Source organism: Stenotrophomonas hibiscicola ATCC 19867, assembly GCF_000382065.1.
Lineage (GTDB): Bacteria > Pseudomonadota > Gammaproteobacteria > Xanthomonadales > Xanthomonadaceae > Stenotrophomonas > Stenotrophomonas hibiscicola.
In genome coordinates, this window is the sequence record NZ_KB907498.1 from 620,177 (window position 1) to 640,822 (window position 20,646).

Genomic DNA, 20,646 nt, shown 5'->3' on the forward strand with positions numbered 1-20,646 from the left:
CACCGGTCTGCCACCTCCCCCCATGAAGGCCTATCTCTGGTTCTGGGGCGCGTTCCTGCTGTTCTTCGCGTTGCCCTTCCCCTGCATTCTCTATTTCGGCACCTCGTGGCCGGTGGCGCTGGCTGATCGCAGTGCACCGTGGCTGGCACTGTTGCTGCTGGCACTGTCGCTCGCTGCATGGCTCTCTCTGCTGTTCGCGTTCCTGCATTTCCTGCTGCTCGGCCCACCACGCGCCCTGCATCGCGTTCGCTCGATCCTCGCCGATGGCGAACCACGCGATGCGCTGATCGAACACGCTGAACAGACCGGCGTGCAGGTGCGTGGCTTCGCGCAATGGAAACTGCAGCTGTCCTTCAAGAACCTGTCCGGCACGCCGATCCGCGAACAGCTGCTGGTAGTCGACAGCAAGCCGCAACTGCAGCGCTTCGGCGTCGGCAGGCACGTCGATGCACGCCTGAGCCGGGTGCCGGGCGCGTTCCCGAACGTGGTACTGGACGGTGCCCAGCCCGAACTGAATGTCGCCAGCCTGTGGCGACGCGGCATCGGTGCAGCACTCGGCATCGCAGCCGTTGCCGCTGCCTATGTGTGGGCCTATCGGCTGCAGAGCGAGGGCCTGGGCTGGACCTTCCTGACCTTTGGCCACCCACTGCTGGTGTGCCCGCTGGTGTTGTGCGGCTACGCCCTGGTCCTGCGCCTGCTCGGCCGCCTGCTGCACGCCGATGCCCGCGGAGACGCGCTGAAGTACCGCGGCATCGGTGTGGAGGCCCGGGTATTGAAGGTGCGCCAGACCGGCACCTACCTCAACGAACAGCCGCAGGTGGAGTTCCAGCTGGAATACACCGACCGCGAAGGTGGCATACAGCAGGTGAGCGTGCGCCGCTTCATCCCGCTGATCGAGCTGGCCAACGTTCCACGCGAGCAGGTCACGCTGCTGTACGACCCGGATGACCGCAGCAATGTGCGCCTGGAGGCTGTATGAAGCGGTCGCCTTCCACACCCGTGGTATTTTCCGCCGTGCTGCTGGTGCTGGCCGGCGCCGCCGTTGCCGGTGGTGCGCTGCAGACGATAGGCGAAACACTGGGGCATTCGGTGCAGGCTGACCGCGCGACCGCGCCGATCACCATGCCGCCATCGCGCGAGAGGCCCGCTTCGCTCGCCCCGATTCCCGAACCGCGATCAATGCCGGTTCCCGAACGCAGCAACCGGTTGTTCGATGCGGACTACCTGCTGGCCGCCCGCCAGGCACTGGAACAGATGCCTGCACTGGCCGGGCACCGGTTGACGGTGTTCCACAGCATCCACTTCTACGACGATGGCCGCATCAACCTGGACCTGGTCGACCCGCAGCAGCCGACCCACGTCGACAGCTACCACTTCGAGCGTGGCCAATGGCGCAAGGGCAATCCAGTGAACCCACAACAGTTCGCGCCCACCATCAGCCTACAGCGCAGCAGCACGCCTCTGGCCAACATTGATTTCGAGGCAGTACCGCGTGTGGCGCAGGCGCTGCAGGTACAGCGCAATGCATTGATGGGCACACCGGGTGACGTCAGCCACGTCTATGTGATCGTGCGCAAGGGCGGCAAGCTGGCATGGCTGCCGGATGAAGTCGCCGGTGATCGCGAGTCCGTGCGACTCTCGTTCGACGCTCAGGGCCGTTCCGGCAACGTGAGCCACCGATAGTCAACGCCCCAGAAAGGGGACGGAGGGGATGAAGTCGCAGACAGCACCGTGGCGTAAACGACTTAATCCCCTCCGTCCCCTTTTTCTATTTCACCGAGCGGGCGATGGCGTACTGCGCGCCGTAGTAGGTGGACAGCACCAGCACGCTCGCCAGCGGCAGGCCACCGGCGAAGCGGTCCCAGGCCAGCAGGGAATCGCTGGCCACGAACAGCACTGCGCCTGCCGCGGCCCAACGGGCGCTTCGGGCTTCCACGGCAGCGGGCTGTGGCCGGCGGCACTGGCGTGCCAGTGCCAACACCGCCATCGAGGCCAGCACCACCACGTACGCCAGCACTGGCATACGCATCGGTGCAGGCAGGTGCGGCCACAGCCCAAGCACATTGAGTACAGCGAACGTCGCCAGCAGGACGCTGGCGGCGAGCAGGCCGCGTCCGGCACGCAGGCCATCGCGGAAGGCCACGATGTAGCAGACATGCGCCAGCAGGAACGCCACCAGCCCCGGTACGAACGCGTCCATCGGCAGCATCAGCGCGATGTCACCCACGCACGACAGCAGCATGCCGGCCAGCACCGCGCGCCGGTAGGTCGGCTGCGCAGGATCACGCACCCGCCAGGCGATGGCAGCGATCAGCAGCGTGGTGGTCGGCTTGGCCAGCCAGTGCAGCCAGCGCCCGTCACCGTGCAGGAACGTGCCGACGATGGCCAGGATCGCCATCAGCAGGATCACGCCATCGCCGGCGCGCGGCTTCATCGTGGCTTCCACAGCTCCGCAAGGCGGTCAGGCTTGCCGGCAATGCGCTCCAGCACCGGGTACTGCAGGCCACCGTGGTAGTCGATGTTCATCGTGTCGATCCGATCGAACTGCTTCACCAGCAGCACGATCGGCGCCTTGTCCTTCGCCGCCGCAGCTACCGCATCCTTCAAGCGCTGGCTGCTGTACTCACGCCCGCCAACGGCAATCACCTTCATGCCAGGCGCCAGGCCGGCGTTGAAGGCCGGGCTGTCCCAGATCACGTCGCCGACCGTACCGTTGTCGAGCACCGTCGCACCCAGCGAGTACGCCAGCAATGCGGCCTTGGCGCGCTTCTCCTGCGCCTTGTAGGCATCGTTCGGCGTATCGCGGTAGACCAGCTTCCAGCCCGCCAGCTCCAGGCCACCGGTCAACGCGCCGTGGCCGTCCAGGCGCCCGCGCAGGAACGTCGCCCAGTCGTACGGCGCGATGCCGTTCAAGGTCGCGACCACGTCGTCGAAGGTGTACGGGTTGACGTCCCAGTCGCCATTGCCGACGCCGAAGAAGGCGCGCGCGAAGTCATCCAGGCTGCGGCGGTTGCCACTCAGTTCGCGCAGCTTGCCTTCCACTTCCAGCCACAGCATCTGGCCGCCGGAGTAGTAGTCTTCGCTCATCTGGTAGTTGCGATACGGCAGCGTGCGACGCTGGGCGATGGTCGGGTCGTTGGTGGTGTCCTGCAGCGGACGCCAGGCCAGGCCCGGGCGGCCACGGTCATAGGTCGCGGCCACATTGGCCAGCATGTCGCGCGCCTGCGCAGCCGACCACAACCCCGAGCGTGCCGCCAGCACCTGCCCCCAGAACTGGGTCTGCCCTTCGTACACCCACAGCAGGCTGTCGCCCATGGGCACGTTGAAGTTGGCAGTGGCCAGGTCGGCACCGCGACGGTACTTGCCGTTCCAGGAATGGGTGTACTCGTGCGGCAGCAGATCGCGCATCCACGCGTTGCGGTCCCACTCGGTGAAGTAACCCGGGTCGGCGCTGTTCTCGCTGGAGCGGTGATGCTCCAGGCCGATGCCGCCAAGACGATCGGTCAAGGCCAGCAGGAATTCATAATGGTTGTAGTGACGCGCGCCATAGAGCTTGTCGGCCTGCTGCACCAGCGCGCGGTGCATCGTGATCTGCGCGTCGGTCGGCTTCAGCGACTTGGCTTCGTCGGCAAACACATTGAGGTGCACCGGCACCTTCGCGCCCGGATCGAGATCGATGCGCTGGTAGTGCTCGCCGGCAAACAACGGCGAATCGACCAGATGGTCATACGAGATCGGCTTGAACACCACGGTATCGCCGTCGCGGCGCGCGGTTTCCAGCGCCGTGGCAAACGACCAGCCCTTGGGCAGGGTCACGCTGGCCTGCGCCTGCAGGTTGCGCGCATCTACGCCGGCCGGATACAGCGAATTGGCGTTCCACTGCAGGTTGAGCATTTCCGGGGTCATCACCACCCGCCCCTGGCTGCCGCCCTGCGAGGACAGGAAATCGAAGTGGGCGACGATCTCGCTGACGCCCTCGGGCACGTCCACCTTGAACGCATAGACGTTGTACTGGTCGCGCTGCCAGGCCAGCGGCTTGCCGTTGGCGGTGATACGCAGGCCGGCCAGCTTGTCGATCGGGCCGGTGGGCGAATGGTTGCCGGGAATCCACTGCGGGTACAGCAGGGTGACCGGACCGGGCTTGACCGGCACGGTGGCGGTCACCTTGAAGATGCGACGGGCAAGGTCACGTGCATCCACATCGATGCGCAGCAGGCCTGGGGCTGCGGCATCACCCGATGGCGAGGCCTGCGCCAGCGCGGGCGTGGCGGCCAGCGCGAACAGCAACGACATCGCCAGGGCACGGGTCTTCATCGGCAACTTCCAGCATCGGAGAATCCTCCGATGCTAGGCCTGTGCGATGGCCGGCCCCATGGCCAAAGGTCATGGATGTGCTTATCCACGCGTGGCGTGGATGAGGCCTTTTCCGGTCAGTCGACCAGGCGCAGGCGCAGTTCCTTCGGCAGCGCGAACACCATCGATTCCGGCTCGCCGTCCAGCTCGGACACGCCACTGGCACCCAGCTCGGCCAGGCGTGCCAGCACGCCGTCGACCAGCACCTGCGGCGCCGAGGCGCCAGCGGTCACGCCGATGTGCTGCTTGCCCGCCACCCACGCCGGGTCGATCTCGTGCGCGCCATCGATCAGGTACGACTCCACGCCTTCACGGCGGGCCAGCTCGCTCAGGCGGTTGGAGTTGGAGCTGTTCGGCGAACCGACCACCAGCACCAGGTCGCAGCGCTTGGCCAGATCGCGTACGGCGTCCTGGCGGTTCTGCGTGGCGTAGCAGATGTCGTCGTTCTTCGGGCCCTGCATCGCCGGGAAGCGCTCGCGCAGCGCATCGATGATGCCGCGCGTGTCATCCACCGACAGCGTGGTCTGGGTGGTGTAGGCGAAGTTGTCCGGCTGGTTGATCTGCAGCGTGGCAACCTGCTCCACGTCTTCCACCAGGTAGATCTGGCCGGTGCCGGCTTCGCGGTTCCACTGGCCCATGGTGCCTTCCACCTCCGGGTGACCGGCGTGGCCGATCAACACCACGTCACGGCCGGCACGGCAGTGGCGGGCGACTTCGAAGTGGACCTTGGTCACCAGCGGGCAGGTGGCGTCGAACACCTTCAGGCCACGGCGCTCGGCTTCCTGGCGCACGGCCTGGGACACGCCATGGGCGCTGAAGATCACCGTGTTGTTGTCCGGCACTTCGTCGAGTTCCTCGACGAAGATCGCGCCGCGCTGCTTCAGGTCGTCGACCACGAAGCGGTTGTGCACCACTTCATGGCGGACGTAGATGGGCGCGCCCAGCGTTTCGATCGCGCGCTTGACGATCTCGATCGCACGATCGACACCGGCACAGAAACCACGCGGGTTGGCGAGCAGCACATCCATCAGTTCAATCTCCCGGCAGCGGCCGGCTTACGGTTTCGGATTGGCATTATCCGCCTTTTTGGCGGACTTGCCGTCGAACAGGCCAAACAGGGCGATGCCGATGGCACCCACCACGATGGCCGAGTCGGCGATGTTGAACGAGGGCCAGGTGTAGCTGCCCACGTACCACTGGATGAAGTCGACCACGTGGCCGTGCACCTGGCGGTCGATCACGTTGCCGATGGCGCCGCCGATGATGAGCGCATACGGCACCGCGGCCTTCCAGTTGCCGCGCGCGGTGCCGCGCAGCCACCAGGCCATCAGGCCGCTGATGGCGATAGCCAGTGCAGTGAAGAAGTACTTCTGCCAGCCACCGGCGTCGCTCAGGAAACTGAATGCCGCGCCGGTGTTATAGGTGCGGTACCAGTTCCAGAAGCCGTCGATGACCACCACCGGCTGGAACTCCGGGAGGCTGGACAGCACCCAGGCCTTGGACCACTGGTCCAGGCCGATGATGGCCACCGACAGCAGCAGCCAGACCAGAGCGTTCGGATGCGGACGGGGCGCGGCCATCAGAACCAGCTCCGCACTTCGCCGGCGCCGGTCACGTTACTCACGCAGCGGCCGCACAGTTCCGGATGGTCGGCGTTGCTGCCGACGTCGGCGCGGTGGTGCCAGCAGCGCACGCACTTGGCCTTGCTGGTCGGCTGGGCACTGACGAACACCTCGTCGGTGGTCGCCGGGCGCACCTGCACGTCGCCACTGATGAACAGGAAACGCAGTTCATCGGCCAGCGGCTGCCAGCGCGCGGCCTGCTCCTCGCTGGCGGCAATGGTGATCTCCGCTTCCAGTGCGGCACCGATCGCGCCGTTTGCCCGCATCGGCTCGAGCACCTTGGCCACCTGTTCGCGCACGGCCAGCAGCTGGTCGAAGTCGGCGGCGTTGAGCTGGGCATCGGCCGGCAGCGGCGTCAGGCCGTCGTACCACGTGGTGAACAGCACATGGCCAGCATGCTCGCCCGGCAGGTAGCCCCACAGCTCGTCGGCGGTGAAGGTCAGGATCGGCGCGACCCAGCGGGTGAACGCTTCGGCGATGTGGTACATCGCGCTCTGTGCCGAACGGCGACCGTGCGAATCGGTCGGCATCGTGTACAGGCGATCCTTGGTCACGTCCAGGTACAGCGAGCCCAGGTCCACGCTGCAGAAGTTCAGCAGCAGCTGCACGATCTCGGCCATGTTATAGCCGTCGTAGGCCGCCTTGATCTTCTCCTGCAGCTCCCACGCGCGATGCACGATCCAGCGGTCCAGCGCGACCATCTGCTCGAGCGGCTGCAGGTGCAGCGCCGGGTCGAAGCCGTCCAGGTTGCCGAGCAGGAAGCGTGCGGTGTTGCGCAGTCGGCGGTAGGCATCGGCATTGCGCTTCAGGATCTCCTGCGACAGCGACATCTCGTTGCTGTAGTCGGCCGAGGCGATCCACAGGCGCAGGATGTCCGCGCCCAGCTTGTTCATGATGTCCTGCGGCTCGATGCCGTTGCCCAGCGACTTGGACATCTTGCGGCCGTGCTCATCCACGGTGAAGCCGTGGGTCAGGCACTGCTTGTACGGGGCGCGCTTGTCGATCGCCACGCCGGTCAGCAGCGAGGACTGGAACCAGCCGCGGTGCTGGTCGGAACCTTCCAGGTACAGGTCGGCCGGCTTGCCGAAGCCACGCGCGGCGAGCACGCCTTCATGGGTCACGCCCGAATCGAACCAGACGTCGAGGATGTCGGTGACCTTCTCGTAGTCGGCGGCTTCAGCGCCCAGCAGTTCGGCGGCATCCAGCGAGTACCACACGTCGATGCCCTCGGCTTCGACGCGGTCGGCGACCTGCTGCATCAGCTCCACCGAACGCGGATGGATCTCGCCGGTCTGCCGGTGGGTGAACAGTGCGATCGGCACGCCCCAGGTGCGCTGGCGCGAGATGGTCCAGTCCGGGCGGCCGTCGACCATGCTCTGGATGCGCGCCTTCCCCCAGGTCGGGAACCAGCCGACGGTGTCGATGGCGGCCAGCGCATCGTTGCGCAGGTTGGCCTTGTCCATCGAGATGAACCACTGCGGAGTGGCGCGGAACACCACCGGCGTCTTGTGGCGCCAGCAGTGCGGGTAGCTGTGGCGGATCGGATGGAACGCCAGCAGCGAACCGTTGTCGCGCAGCACGCCGACGATGGCCTCCTGCGCCTTCCACAGGTGCTGGCCGGCCAGCACCACGTCACCGGCCGGCGGGGTCGATTCCAGGTACACGCCACGACCGTCGATCGGGGTCACCTGGCCGGCGTTGTACTTGTCCAGCAGGCCGTACTTCTGGCTGACCACGAAGTCTTCCTGGCCGTGGCCGGGGGCGGTGTGCACCGCACCGGTACCGTCCTCGTCGGAGACGTGGTCGCCGTTGAGTACCAGGATCTCGCGCTCCGGGTAGAACGGGTGCGCCAGCAGCTGGTTCTCCAGCGCCGCGCCGGTGGTTTCACCGTGCAGCACCACGTTCTCGACGCCGTAGCGCTGCAGTGCGCGCTCGGCCAGCGCCGCAGCCAGCACCAGCCAACGGCGCTTGCCGTTGTGCGCCGGGCCTTCGGCCAGCACGTAGCGGATCTCCGCGCCCAGCGACACCGCCAGCGAGGCCGGCAGCGTCCACGGGGCGGTGGTCCAGATCGGTACGGCCACTTCCACGTCGGCCGGTACGCTCACGCCGAACGCCTGGCCGATGGCCTGCGCATCGCGTGCGGCGTAGGCCACGTCGATCGCCGGCGATTCCTTTTCCTGGTACTCGATCTCGGCCTCGGCCAGCGCCGAGCCACAGTCGAAGCACCAGTACACCGGCTTGGCACCGCGCACCAGGTGACCGTTGGCCACGACCTTGGACAGCGCGCGGATCTCGTTGGCTTCGAAGTCGAAGCTCAGGGTCTTGTACGGGTTGTCCCAGTCACCGGTCACGCCCAGGCGCTTGAAGTCCACGCGCTGGATGTTGATCTGCTCTTCGGCGAACTCGCGGCACTTCTGGCGGAATTCGACGGCGTCGAGCTTGGTGCCGACCTTGCCCCACTTCTTCTCGACCGCGATCTCGATCGGCAGGCCATGGCAGTCCCAGCCCGGCACATAGGGCGCATCGAAGCCGGCCAGGTAGCGCGACTTGACGATGATGTCCTTCAGGATCTTGTTGACCGCGTGGCCGAGGTGGATGCGGCCGTTGGCGTACGGGGGGCCGTCGTGCAGCACGAACAGCGGGCGGCCGGCGGCGTTGTCGCGCAGCTGCTGGTAGAGCCCCTGCGCTTCCCACCGCGCCAGAATGCCCGGCTCGCGCTTGGGCAGGTCGCCGCGCATCGGGAATTCGGTGGCTGGCAGGTTCAGGGTGGTCTTGTAGTCCTGGCTCACGCAGTGGCTCGCAATCTATGTTCGGAAAGGATGGCGCGCGCCTGTTCGGCGTCGCGGTGCATCTGGTCGGTCAGCGCCGCCAGATCATTGAACTTCTCTTCGTCGCGCAGCTTGGCGACGAATTCCACGTCGATGTGGCGACCGTACAGGTCACCCTGGAAATCGAACAGGTGGGCTTCCAGCAGCGGCTCCACGCCCTCCACCGTCGGCCGCGTGCCGAAGCTGGACACCGATGGCCACGGTTGGTCGAACACACCATGCACCCAGGTCGCGTAGATACCCGACAGCGCCGGCGTCTTCGGGAAACGCAGGTTGGCAGTGGGGAAACCCAGCGTACGGCCAAGCTGTCGACCGCGCACCACCCGGCCGCTGATCGCGTATGGACGGCCCAGCAGGTCGTTGGCACGGGCGAAGTCGCCCTGCTGCAGCAGCTGGCGGATGCGGGTGCTGGAAATGCGCTCGCCATGCAGATCCACCGCTTCGATCTCGCCCGCGGTGAAGCCCAGTGCAGCACCCATCTTCTGCAGCAGGGCCAGGTCGCCACGGCGGCGGTTGCCGAAGCAGAACTCCGGGCCGATCCACACTTCGCGTGCGCCCAGGCGGTGGGCCAGCAGCCGGTGGACGAAATCCTCGGCCGGCATCGCTGCCATCGCCGCGTCGAAACGCAGCAGTCCGATCGCATCCACACCGAGCTCGCGCAGGATCTCGACCTTGCTGCGCGCCAGGGTCAGCCGCGGTGGCGGCGTGCCCTGGGAAAAGAATTCACGCGGCAGCGGCTCGAATGCCACGGCCACTGCGGCCACGCCCAAGGCGCGCGCGCGGGCAACCGCGTGGCGCACCAGCGCACGATGGCCCAGGTGGAGGCCGTCAAATGCACCGATACAGACCACGCTTCCGTTGGGGAACAGCGCCCCGCCCTCCACGCTTCTGAACAGCCTGCTCATCAACTCTCGTTCCGGCCCGACCGGGGCCGCCGCTTCAATGGTGTAACCCTGAAGTATAGCCGTCACGGCGCACGATCAATGCCCACGCAGGTCGCGCGGGCGGAAGCCCATCGCCACCATGGCAACCGCGTAGGTCGCGCCACCGCCACCGACCAGCAGCGCCAGGGCGCCGATCCGCTCCCACACAGTCATCGCCGAGAAGCCTGGCAGCCAGTGCAGCAGGGCCAGCAGCACCCCGACCATGGCCGCGCAGGCCAGCAGCAGCCGCAGCAGATAGCCAGCCCAGCCCGGCCGACGGCGGTAGACATCGGTCTTGCCCAGCCAGTACCAGAGCAGGCCCAGGTTCAGGTAACTGGACAGCGCACTGGCAATGCCCAGCGCCAGGTGCAGGCCCGGCTGCTTGCCGATGGCCGCCATCACGCCCTGCGCCTTCAGCTCGTCCGGCACCATCACCTGGTACAACACCGCCAGAAGGGCGAAGTTGAACACCATGTTGGCCACCAGCGCGGCCACACCCGCGCGCACCGGCGTCTTGGTGTCCTGGCGGGCGTAGAAAGCCGGCAGTACCACCTTCAGCAGGGCGAATGCCGGCAGGCCGAAGCTCAGGCCGTACACCGACAACGCGGTCATGCGGGTATCGAAGGCACTGAACTGGCCGTGCTGGAAGATGGTCGCGATCAGCGGCTCGGCCAGCAGCAGCAGGCCCAGCATGGCCGGCACCGAGATCAGCAGGGTCATGCGCAGGCCCCAGTCCAACGAGCGCGAGAAGCCCTCGCGGTCGGTACTGACGTGATGGCGGGCCAGCGCCGGCAGGATCACCGTGCCCAGCGCCACGCCGAACACGCCCAGCGGCAGCTCCAGGAAGCGGTCGGCCAGCGACAGCCAGGACTGCGAGCCATCGGTCAGCTTGGCCGCGATCACCGTGTCCAGCAGCAGGTTGATCTGCGCCACAGAGGAACCGAACAGGGTCGGCACCATCAGCGTCATCACCTTGCGCACGCCCGGATGGCTCCAGCCCCAGCGCGGCAGGGTCAGCAGGTTGATGCCCTTCAGCGAGGGCAGCTGGAACAGCAACTGCAGGATGCCGGCCGCCAGCACCGCCCAGCCCAGCGCCAGGATCTGCTTTTCTGGCGTGCCGCCCAGCCGCGGCGCCAGCCACAGCGCACCGGCGATCATGCACAGGTTGAGAATGACCGGGGTCAGCGCCGGCATCGCGAAGCGCTGGAAGCTGTTCAGCGCACCGCCGGCCAGTGCGGTCAGCGAGACGAACAGCAGGAACGGGAAGGTCAGGCGGAACAGGTCGACCAGCAGGCCCTGCTTGACCGGGTCGGTATCAACGCCACTGGAGAAGACCGAGGCCAGCTGCGGCGCGAAGATCAGGGCCAGTGCGGTGACCAGCATCAGCACCCCGCCCAGGGTGCCGGCGGTGCGCGCCATCAGTTCGCGCAGTTCGGCGTGGCTGCGGGTTTCCTTCACTTCCGTGAACACGGGCACGAAAGCGGTGGCAAACGAGCCCTCGGCGAACAAACGCCGCAGGAAATTGGGTACCCTGAAGGCGACCCAGAAAGCATCAGTGATGGCGTTGGTGCCGAACGTGGTGGTCACCACGAAGTCCCGGACAAGTCCGAGAACGCGCGAGACCATGGTCATGCTGCTGAACGACAGCAGGCCCCGCAACAACTTGGGTGAACTCACTCAGCGTCCCTCTTGACAATCGACTTGACGTGCATTTCTTACGCCATCATACTAGCTAGCTTGCTGTTCCCATAACACCGATTTTTCAGGAAACCACCACCGTGGCCAATATCAAGTCCGCCAAGAAGCGCGCCAAGCAGACCGTCGTGCGCAACGCGCGCAACGTGGCTCAGCGCTCGATGCTGCGCACCGCTGTCAAGAAAGTGATCAAGGCGCTGGACGCCAACGATGCCGCCGGCGCCGAAGCCGCCTTCGCCGTTGCCCAGCCGATCCTGGATCGCTTCAGCGCGCGTGGCCTGATCCACAAGAACAAGGCTGCTCGCCACAAGAGCCGCCTGAACGACCGCATCAAGGCCCTCAAGGCCGCCTGATCCGGCGTTGCCGCCCTGCCCTTCGGGGTTGGGCTGCAGGCAAAAGCCCGGCCCCGGCCGGGTTTTTTGTTGCCTGCGCTCCGGGCGATCCGCGGAGCCGCGCGGCCGGCACTACCAAATGAAAAACCCGGCCGAAGCCGGGTTTTTCGCATGGAACCACAACGGCATTACTGCGCGTTGCGGGCTTCCAGCTCGCCTTCCTTCTGGCGATCGAAGAACGCCATGATCCGGCTCATGATCGGGAAGGTACCTTCGCGGCCCAGCGCGGAGACCAGGAACCACGGCTCCTTCCAGCCCAGCTCGGCGACGATCTGCTCGGCCGCGGCCTGCGCCTCGTCTTCGAACATCAGGTCAGCCTTGTTCAGCACCAGCCAGCGCGGCTTGTTCAGCAGCTCCGGATCGTGCTTCTCCAGCTCGCGTTCGATCGCACGCACCTGCTCCACCGGCGAAATCCCCTCCACGCCGCCTTCCATCGGCGAGATGTCCACCAGGTGCAGCAGCAGGCGGGTGCGCTGCAGGTGGCGCAGGAACTGCGCACCCAGGCCGGCGCCGTCCGCAGCGCCTTCGATCAGGCCCGGAATGTCGGCGATCACGAAGCTGCGGTGGTTCTCCACCTTCACCACGCCCAGGTTCGGGTACAGCGTGGTGAACGGGTAATCGGCCACCTTCGGCGTTGCAGCCGAAACGGCACGGATCAGGGTGCTCTTGCCGGCATTGGGGAAGCCCAGCAGGCCGACGTCGGCCAGCAGCTTCAGCTCCAGCTTCAGCGTGCGCTCCTCACCCGGCTCGCCCGGCAGCGCCTGGCGCGGCGAGCGATTGGTCGAGCTCTTGAAGTGCATGTTGCCCAGGCCACCGCGGCCGCCCTTGGCCACCAGCAGGCGGTCGCCGTGCCGGGTCAGGTCGCCGATGACTTCATCGGTGGCAACGTTGATGACCACGGTGCCGACCGGCACGGTGATGGTCAGGTCTTCGCCGCCCTTGCCGTAGGCCTGGCGGCCCATGCCGTTCTCGCCACGCTGCGCCTTGAAGATGCGCTCATGGCGGAAGTCGACCAGGGTGTTCAGGTTTTCGTCGGCGCGGATGTAAACGCTGCCGCCCGCACCGCCGTCGCCGCCGTCCGGGCCGCCGAGCGGAATGAACTTCTCGCGACGGAAGCCAATGCAGCCGTTGCCGCCGTTGCCGGCGAACACTTCGATTTCTGCTTCGTCTACCAGTTTCATTGTTTCGATGCCTGCGATGGGCGCGGCCTGCTGGCCGCCACCTTGAATGTCATGCCGGCCGCGGGCCGGTAACCCGGCCAAGCCGGTCTTGCTTCAACTCTAACGAAAAGCCCCGCCGAAGCGGGGCTCTTCATGCAGCACTCCCATGCCGGGGCACGGGTGCCGGCGATGCCTGGATCAGGCGTCGGCCGAGACGATGCTGACGGTGCGGCGCTTCTTGGCGCCCTTGACCGAGAACTCCACCTTGCCGTCCACGAGGGCGAACAGGGTGTGGTCACGGCCCAGGCCAACGCCGGTGCCCGGGTGGAACTGGGTGCCGCGCTGACGCACGATGATGTTGCCGGCTTCGATGGCCTGGCCGCCGAAGATCTTGACGCCCAGGTACTTCGGGTTGGAGTCGCGACCGTTGCGCGAGGAGCCTACGCCCTTTTTATGTGCCATGACTGCTTCTCCTGATACTTAGCCGGCGATGCCGGTGATCTCGATTTCGGTGTAGTACTGACGGTGCCCCTGACGCTTCATGTGGTGCTTGCGGCGACGGAACTTGATGATCCGCACCTTGTCAGCACGACCCTGGGACAGGACCTTGGCGGTGACGGCAGCGCCCTTCAGCGCATCGCCCAGCTTCACGCCATCGCTGTCACCCAGCATCAGGATGTTGTCGAACTTGATCTCGCTGCCGACTTCGACTTCGAGCTTTTCAATGCGGAGCTTTTCGCCCTGCGCCACGCGGTATTGCTTACCGCCGGTGACCAGTACTGCGTACATGACCAGGCCTTCCTCTGTAGTTATTGTGGTCTGAACTGCCGCCATCGAGGGCGGACAGGAGCGGGATTGTACGCAGATCAGCGGGCGCGGGTCAAGTCAACCCCTGAACGACCCACGGGCCCGGGCCTGCAGGCCGAGCCATGCACGGCTGAACGGTTCGCGGTCCAGGCCGCTGCACATGGCCCGACCCTACACAAAGCTGTCGGCCGGTCTCACAACGTGAGACGCCGGGGTGGCATTGTCGCCCATTGCCCCCATCTGGTCACCTCGGTAGGCTGACCGATTGCCGTTCCCTGCTGGCCCGGCACCCAGCCAACGCCCCCACAACCGGATCCCCCATGGCGATGGATTTCATCCGCATCCGCGGCGCGCGGACGCACAACCTGAAGAACCTCGACCTCGACCTGCCCCGCGACAAGCTGATCGTGATCACCGGCCTGTCCGGTTCGGGCAAGTCCTCGCTGGCGTTCGACACCATCTATGCAGAAGGCCAGCGCCGCTACGTCGAGTCGCTGTCGGCCTATGCGCGCCAGTTCCTGAGCGTGATGGAAAAGCCGGACCTGGACCACATCGAAGGCCTGTCCCCGGCCATCTCGATCGAGCAGAAGTCGACCTCGCACAACCCGCGTTCGACGGTCGGCACCATCACCGAGATCTACGACTACCTGCGCCTGCTGTACGCACGCGTGGGCACCCCGCGCTGCCCGGACCACGGCTACCCACTGGAGGCGCAGACGGTCAGCCAGATGGTCGACCAGGTGCTGACCCTGGACCCGGAGCAGCGCTACATGCTGCTGGCCCCGGTCATCCGTGACCGCAAGGGCGAACACGCACAGGTCTTCGACCAGCTGCGCGCGCAGGGCTTCGTGCGTGTGCGCGTGGACGGCGAGCTGCACGAAATCGATGCGGTGCCGCCGCTGGCGCTGCGCCAGAAACACACCATCGAGGCGGTGATCGACCGCTTCCGCCCGCGCGAGGACATCAAGCAGCGCCTGGCCGAGAGCTTTGAAACGGCGCTCAAGCTGGGCGATGGCATGGCCTCGGTGCAGAGCCTGGACAGCGCCGATGCTTCGCCCACGCTGTTCTCCTCCAAGTACTCCTGCCCGGTCTGCGACTACTCGCTGCCGGAGCTGGAACCGCGCCTGTTCTCGTTCAATGCACCGATGGGTGCGTGCCCCGGCTGCGATGGCCTGGGCATGGCCGAGTTCTTCGATCCGTCGCGGGTGGTGGTGCATCCGGAGCTGTCGCTGGCCGCCGGTGCGGTGCGCGGCTGGGACCGTCGCAACGCCTACTACTTCCAGCTGATCGCCTCGCTGGCCAAGCACTACAGGTTCGACGTGGACGCTGCGTGGAACTCCCTGTCAGCCAAGGTGCAGCAGGCCGTGCTGTACGGCAGCGGCGATGAAACGATCACCTTCACCTACTTCACCGAAGCCGGCGGCCGCACCCAGCGGAAGCACCGCTTCGAAGGCATCATTCCCAACCTCGAACGCCGCTACAAGGAGACCGAATCGCCGGCGGTACGCGAGGAGCTGTCCAAGTACATCAGCGAACGCCCGTGCCCGGAGTGCAACGGCGCGCGCCTGAACAAGGCGGCACGCAACGTGTTCGTGGCCGACCGCCCACTGCCGGAGCTGGTGGTGCTGCCGATCGACGAGGCGCTGAAGTTCTTCAGCGAGCTGAGCCTGCCGGGCTGGCGTGGCGAGATCGCCGCGAAGATCGTCAAGGAAATCGGTGAGCGCCTCGGCTTCCTGGTCGATGTGGGCCTGGATTACCTGACCCTGGAACGCAAGGCCGACACCCTGTCCGGTGGCGAGGCGCAGCGCATCCGCCTGGCCAGCCAGATCGGCGCCGGCCTGGTGGGCGTGATGTACGTGCTCGACGAACCGTCGATCGGCCTGCACCAGCGCGACAATGAACGCCTGTTGGGCACCCTCACCCGCCTGCGCGACCTGGGCAACACGGTGATCGTGGTCGAGCATGACGAGGACGCGATCCGCCTGGCCGACTACGTGCTGGACATCGGCCCGGGCGCGGGCGTGCATGGCGGCGAGATCGTCGGCCAGGGCACCCTGCAGGACATTCTGGAGGCCCCGCGCTCGCTGACCGGCCAGTACCTGTCCGGCAAGCGCGCGATCGAGATTCCTGCTCGCCGGCACACGCCGAACCCGAAGATGACGCTGCACCTGCGCGGTGCCAGCGGCAACAACCTCAAGGGCGTGGACCTGGCGATTCCGGCGGGCCTGCTGACCTGCGTGACGGGCGTGTCCGGCTCGGGCAAGTCGACCCTGATCAACGATACCCTGTTCTCGCTGGCTGCCAACGAGATCAACGGTGCCTCGCACCCGGTTGCGCCGTACAGGGAGATTGATGGCCTGGATCTGTTCGACAAGGTGGTGGACATCGACCAGTCGCCGATCGGCCGCACCCCGCGATCGAACCCGGCCACCTACACCGGCCTGTTCACGCCGCTGCGCGAATTGTTCGCACAGGTGCCGGAGGCGCGTGCGCGCGGCTATTCGCCGGGCCGTTTCAGCTTCAACGTGCGCGGCGGCCGCTGCGAGGCCTGCCAGGGCGACGGCCTGATCAAGGTGGAGATGCACTTCCTGCCGGACGTGTACGTGCCCTGCGATGTCTGCCACGGCAAGCGCTACAACCGCGAAACGCTGGAGATCCTTTACAAGGGCTTCAACATCAACGACGTGCTGGAAATGACCGTCGAGGATGCGCTGAAGCTGTTCGAGCCGGTGCCGTCGATCGCGCGCAAGCTGGAAACGCTGGTGGACGTGGGCCTGAGCTACATCAAGCTGGGCCAGAGCGCGACCACGCTGTCCGGTGGTGAAGCCCAGCGCGTGAAGCTGTCCAAGGAACTGTCGCGCCGCGATACCGGCCGCACCCTGTACATCCTCGACGAGCCGACCACCGGCCTGCACTTCCACGACATCGAAGCGCTGCTGGGCGTGCTGCACAAGCTGCGCGACGAAGGCAACACGGTGGTGGTGATCGAGCACAACCTGGACGTGATCAAGACCGCCGACTGGATCGTGGATCTGGGCCCGGAAGGCGGCCATCGCGGTGGCACCATCCTGGTCACCGGCACGCCGGAGGATGTGGCGGCCTGCCCGCAGTCGTACACCGGCCAGTTCCTGGCCCGCATGCTGCCCTCCACCAGCGCGCGCCCGGAGCAACCGGCTGCGGTGGCCAACAAGCCCGACGCCCGTCCGCCACGCAAGCTGAAGCCTGAGAAGCCGGCGAAGAAGGCGGTGGCTGCCAGGAGCACCGGCAAGACCAGCAAGACCGCGACGACCCGCAAGAAGAAGGACGCCTGATGAGCAGCGAACACAAGATCCTGGCCCGCATCCCGATCAGCGTGCGCTGGCGTGACATGGACAGCATGGGCCACGTCAACAACGCCAAGTACATTTCCTACCTGGAGGAAGCGCGCGTGCGCTGGATGCTGGGCGTGGAAGGCGTGTCGATGACCGACCGCATCGCACCGGTGGTGGCCGCGACCAACGTCAACTACCGCCTGCCGATCGTGTGGCCCAACGACATCCTGGTCGAGCTGTTCGTCGAGCGCCTGGGCAACAGCAGCGTGACCATCGGCCACCGCATCGTCGACCAGCAGGACGACTCGAAGCTGTACTCGGATGGCAACGTGGTGGTGGTCTGGATGGATACGCAGACCGGCAGGAGCGCACCGCTGCCGGAGGCGATCCGCAGCGCTTCCACCTGAAGGTAGTGCCGGCCGCTGGCCGGCAACCTCCAGATGCTTCGCGCATGCCGGCCAGCGGCCGGCACTACCGATCCCATTCAAAGGACTGAGATGATCCACCAGACTGAACTGCGCGACCTGCTGCCCGGCATGGTCCCCTTCCCTACCGATGTCTTCCCCGCTGACCAGGCGTGGCTCGCCCAGCATCTGCTGCCGCTGCTGAAGATCGACCTCGGTGTGCTGCGCCCTGAACTGGCCGGCCAGGTGGCAACGATGCTGTGCCCGATCGAGCCGTACGACGGCTGCATCGGCGAGACCACCGAAGAACACCACAACGACTTCACCAGCACCAACTGGATCGCCTTCGAGCTGACCGCCGGCAACCAGATGCGCTTCCTCGGCAACGAGGGCTATTTCATCGGCGATCAGGTGGATGACAAGCTCGCGCGGAAACACATCGCGCAGATGCGCGAGAGCTATGCCAAGGCGCGTGACTACCATGCCACGCACGGCCGCCTGGCCTGCTACTCGCGCTATGGCAAGGACGAGCCCAGCGAGCGCGATTACCTGGATACGCTGGGTGGACGGATTTCCTGTGGCAACTGGATCGAAACAGCCGATATTCCGGCCGCCTTCACCCTGGAATTCACCGACGCCGCCAACGACCGGCATGCTCCAGATGATGCCGAACTGGCGATCATCCGCCACGGCGGCCACAAGTTCTTCGCAGTGGCCGAAGTCGCTGGCTACAACTGGTGCGCCACCGGCGCCGACGCGATAGTGATGCTGTATGAGCCGGTGAGCCGCACGGTGCTGTTCTCGTACGATTGGACGTAGCATCCCGCCGGGCATGGCCCGGCGCTACCCAGGCATGACCGCCGGATCATCACTGGTAGCGCCGGGCCATGCCCGGCGGAACGGGCGACGCGTTACGGCGCAGCCTTGCGCACGGTCAACGTCGCACTCGCTTCGCCGCCGCTTTCCAGCTGCAGCCGCAACGGCAACGCCTGGCCTTCCTTCAACGCGCCCTTGCCCTGCATCAGCATCAGGTGCAGGCCGCCGGGCTTGAGCTCGGCACGCGCGCCCGGCGCCAGCGGCAGGCGTTCGATCGCGCGCATCCGGCTGACGCCATCGACATTCGTGGTCTCGTGCAGTGACACATCATCGAAGCTGCTGCTGGCTGCGCCAGTGATTGCCACCGCCTTGCTGCAGCCGTTGTGGATCACGCCGTAACCAGCGGTCATCGGCATCGCCGGATTCGGTGGCAACCGCGCCCAGCCCTGCTCCACCGTGACGCAGGCCGGTTCGGCCGCTGAAGCCGATGCTGCGGCCGCACACAGAACCCACAGTACGCCAACGAATGGTTTGGTTATCATCGCCCAGGTTCCTTCTTCGCAACGAGACCGCAGCATGACGACGCTCATCGAGGTGATCAACCACGGCCCCATCCGCGAGCTGCGCCTGGCGCGGCCGCCGGTCAACGCACTGGACACCGACCTGTGCCGGCAGTTGATCCACGCCATCGAGCTGGCCATGGCCGAAGACGCGCACGGCATCGTGCTGTCGGGCAGCGAGCGCATCTTCACCGGCGGCATGGACGTGCCGCACCTGCTCTCGCACGGCGATGACAAGCACAGGCTGCTGGACACCTGGAACGCCTTCTTCGGCGCGGTGCGCACGCTGGCCGAGAGCCGTATCCCGGTGGTGGCCGCGATCACCGGCCACGCGCCGGCCGGTGGCTGCGTGCTGGCGCTGTGCTGCGACTACCGGGTGATGGCGCGCAGCGCCGATCCGTCGCGGCCGTACGCCATCGGCCTGAACGAAGTGCAGGTCGGCCTGATCGCGCCGGAGGGCATCCAGCGCCTGCTGCGGCGTGCGGTGGGCGTGCACCGCGCCGGCGTGCTGCTCACCACCGGTTCGCTGGTGCCCGCCGAACAGGCGCTGCAGATCGGGCTGGTCGATGAGCTGGCCGAGGGTGACCTGGTGGTGGCACGTGCCGTGGCCTGGCTGCAGAACCTGCTCAAGCAGCCGCGCCAGCCGATGCTGCTGACCCGCGCCATCGCCCGCGCCGACCTGCACGAGGCGCTGCACCCGGACCTGATCCAGCTCGACCGCTTCGTCGAGGCCTGGTTCGCCCCGGATGCACAGAACGCGCTGCAGGCGCTGGTGGCGCGGCTGGGCAAGTAGCCGGCGCTACCGATGATGGGCTGGCCTGCACCGGTATAATCGGGGCCTCTTCACTGCTGTGGCCGCCCCCTTGAACGACATGCCCGAACCCGTCGTCTCCGAGCTGATCGACCTGCTCACGCTGGAGCGGCTGGAGGACAACCTGTTCCGCGGGCAGAGCCGCGACATCGGCACCAAGTACGTGTTCGGCGGGCAGGTGCTGGGCCAGGCGCTGGCCGCAGCGCAGGCCACGGTCGACAATGGCCGCCACGTGCACTCACTGCACGCCTATTTCCTGCGCGCTGGCAACATCGACCACCCGATCGTCTACGACGTGGACCGCACACGCGATGGCGGCAGCTTCTCGGTGCGACGGGTCACCGCGATCCAGCACGGCAAGGTGATCTTCTTCTGCGCGGCCTCTTTCCAGCAGGCCGAGACCGGCGCCGAGCACCAGCACAAGATGCCCGAGGTGCCGCAGCCGGAAGACATCGAACCGAACCGGCCGCTGCCGGCCGAGGTGCTGGAGCGACTGCCGATCAAGGTGCAGCGCTGGCTGTCGCGTGGCGGCCCGTTCGAGTTCCGCCACGTCTACCCGCGCGATGAACTGAACCCGCCCAAGCGCCCGCCCTACCACCAGGTGTGGCTGCGCCTGAGCGAACCGGTCGGCGATGCGCCCGAACTGCACCAGGCGCTGCTGGCCTACGCCTCCGACTTCCACCTGCTGGGCACGGCGACGTTCCCGCACGGCATCAGCTACTACCACCCGCACGTGCAGATGGCCTCGCTCGACCACGCGATCTGGTTCCACCGCCCGTTCCGTGCCGACGACTGGCTGCTGTATTCGCTGGACAGCCCCAGCGCGCAGGATTCGCGCGGCCTGGCCCGCGGCCAGTTCTTCACCCGCAACGGCGTGCTGGTGGCCAGCACCGCGCAGGAAGGCCTGATCCGCGTGGTTCCCGACCAGGCTGCCGCGGCCGCCGTGCCGGCCAAGGAGTAAAAC

General features: G+C 66.5%; 19 protein-coding genes. 8 read left to right on the forward strand and 11 right to left on the reverse strand.

Annotated features, from left to right (window positions below; genetic code table 11):
- The first annotated feature begins 22 nt into the window (after window positions 1–22).
- Together G370_RS0103055 and G370_RS0103060 are read left to right on the forward strand one after the other, a co-directional pair.
- A complete protein-coding gene (locus G370_RS0103055) occupies window positions 23–979 on the forward strand; it encodes a hypothetical protein (RefSeq protein WP_019659287.1) in 957 nt (318 codons plus the stop codon).
- Window positions 976–1,683: a hypothetical protein gene (locus G370_RS0103060; RefSeq protein WP_019659288.1), complete on the forward strand. Its 708-nt coding sequence runs from the start codon at window positions 976–978 to the stop codon at window positions 1,681–1,683. Before G370_RS0103055 ends, G370_RS0103060 begins: the two co-directional genes overlap by 4 nt.
- Window positions 1,684–1,768: 85 nt before the next feature.
- Here the strand turns inward: G370_RS0103060 and G370_RS0103065 are convergent, their stop codons facing one another.
- From G370_RS0103065 to murJ, 7 genes are all read right to left on the reverse strand, one after another.
- A complete protein-coding gene (locus G370_RS0103065; RefSeq protein ID WP_019659289.1) occupies window positions 1,769–2,434 on the reverse strand; it encodes a lysoplasmalogenase in 666 nt (221 codons plus the stop codon).
- A complete protein-coding gene (locus G370_RS0103070) occupies window positions 2,431–4,314 on the reverse strand; it encodes a M61 family metallopeptidase (protein WP_019659290.1) in 1,884 nt (627 codons plus the stop codon). Before G370_RS0103070 ends, G370_RS0103065 begins: the two co-directional genes overlap by 4 nt.
- Window positions 4,315–4,430: 116 nt before the next feature.
- Window positions 4,431–5,381, reverse strand: a complete 951-nt coding sequence (gene ispH / locus G370_RS0103075; protein WP_019659291.1) for a 4-hydroxy-3-methylbut-2-enyl diphosphate reductase — start codon at window positions 5,379–5,381, stop codon at window positions 4,431–4,433.
- Window positions 5,382–5,408: 27 nt separating this feature from the next.
- Entirely contained in the window at window positions 5,409–5,933 is a 525-nt protein-coding gene (gene lspA / locus G370_RS0103080) for a signal peptidase II (RefSeq protein WP_014646377.1), read from the reverse strand.
- Window positions 5,933–8,764, reverse strand: coding sequence for an isoleucine--tRNA ligase (gene ileS / locus G370_RS0103085; protein WP_019659292.1), 2,832 nt, complete (start codon window positions 8,762–8,764; stop codon window positions 5,933–5,935). Before ileS ends, lspA begins: the two co-directional genes overlap by 1 nt.
- Window positions 8,761–9,708, reverse strand: coding sequence for a bifunctional riboflavin kinase/FAD synthetase (locus G370_RS0103090; RefSeq protein WP_019659293.1), 948 nt, complete (start codon window positions 9,706–9,708; stop codon window positions 8,761–8,763). The genes ileS and G370_RS0103090 overlap by 4 nt, the downstream gene beginning before the upstream one ends.
- Window positions 9,709–9,783: 75 nt before the next feature.
- Entirely contained in the window at window positions 9,784–11,388 is a 1,605-nt protein-coding gene (gene murJ / locus G370_RS0103095; protein WP_032955127.1) for a murein biosynthesis integral membrane protein MurJ, read from the reverse strand.
- A gap of 116 nt (window positions 11,389–11,504) precedes the next feature.
- Between murJ and rpsT the strand changes: the two genes are divergently transcribed.
- Window positions 11,505–11,774, forward strand: a complete 270-nt coding sequence (gene rpsT, locus G370_RS0103100; protein WP_005408560.1) for a 30S ribosomal protein S20 — start codon at window positions 11,505–11,507, stop codon at window positions 11,772–11,774.
- 167 nt (window positions 11,775–11,941) lie between these two features.
- Here rpsT and cgtA read toward each other — a convergent pair whose 3' ends face one another.
- The 3 genes from cgtA to rplU form a co-directional block, all read right to left on the reverse strand.
- Complete coding sequence (gene cgtA / locus G370_RS0103105) at window positions 11,942–12,994, reverse strand: Obg family GTPase CgtA (RefSeq protein ID WP_019659295.1); 1,053 nt, start codon at window positions 12,992–12,994, stop codon at window positions 11,942–11,944.
- Window positions 12,995–13,171: 177 nt separating this feature from the next.
- A complete protein-coding gene (rpmA, locus tag G370_RS0103110; protein WP_005408558.1) occupies window positions 13,172–13,435 on the reverse strand; it encodes a 50S ribosomal protein L27 in 264 nt (87 codons plus the stop codon).
- 18 nt (window positions 13,436–13,453) lie between these two features.
- Window positions 13,454–13,762: a 50S ribosomal protein L21 gene (gene rplU, locus G370_RS0103115; protein ID WP_005408557.1), complete on the reverse strand. Its 309-nt coding sequence runs from the start codon at window positions 13,760–13,762 to the stop codon at window positions 13,454–13,456.
- Between the two features lie 338 nt (window positions 13,763–14,100).
- Here rplU and uvrA point away from each other — a divergent pair, with 338 nt between their 5' ends.
- The 3 genes from uvrA (at window position 14,101) to G370_RS0103130 (ending at window position 18,314) form a co-directional block, all read left to right on the forward strand.
- Entirely contained in the window at window positions 14,101–17,091 is a 2,991-nt protein-coding gene (gene uvrA / locus G370_RS0103120) for an excinuclease ABC subunit UvrA (protein WP_019659296.1), read from the forward strand.
- On the forward strand, window positions 17,091–17,498 hold the full coding sequence (locus tag G370_RS0103125; RefSeq protein ID WP_019659297.1) for an acyl-CoA thioesterase: 408 nt from the start codon (window positions 17,091–17,093) through the stop codon (window positions 17,496–17,498). The genes uvrA and G370_RS0103125 overlap by 1 nt, the downstream gene beginning before the upstream one ends.
- A gap of 90 nt (window positions 17,499–17,588) precedes the next feature.
- Entirely contained in the window at window positions 17,589–18,314 is a 726-nt protein-coding gene (locus tag G370_RS0103130) for a hypothetical protein (RefSeq protein WP_019659298.1), read from the forward strand.
- Between the two features lie 92 nt (window positions 18,315–18,406).
- Here G370_RS0103130 and G370_RS0103135 read toward each other — a convergent pair whose 3' ends face one another.
- The gene (locus G370_RS0103135; RefSeq protein WP_019659299.1) at window positions 18,407–18,853 is read right to left on the reverse strand and encodes a copper chaperone PCu(A)C; all 447 of its coding nucleotides are present in this window, start codon (window positions 18,851–18,853) and stop codon (window positions 18,407–18,409) included.
- Window positions 18,854–18,887: 34 nt separating this feature from the next.
- Here G370_RS0103135 and G370_RS0103140 point away from each other — a divergent pair, with 34 nt between their 5' ends.
- Window positions 18,888–19,664: an enoyl-CoA hydratase/isomerase family protein gene (locus G370_RS0103140; protein WP_019659300.1), complete on the forward strand. Its 777-nt coding sequence runs from the start codon at window positions 18,888–18,890 to the stop codon at window positions 19,662–19,664.
- Between the two features lie 79 nt (window positions 19,665–19,743).
- Window positions 19,744–20,643: an acyl-CoA thioesterase II gene (tesB, locus tag G370_RS0103145; protein WP_032953622.1), complete on the forward strand. Its 900-nt coding sequence runs from the start codon at window positions 19,744–19,746 to the stop codon at window positions 20,641–20,643.
- Window positions 20,644–20,646: the final 3 nt, after the last annotated feature.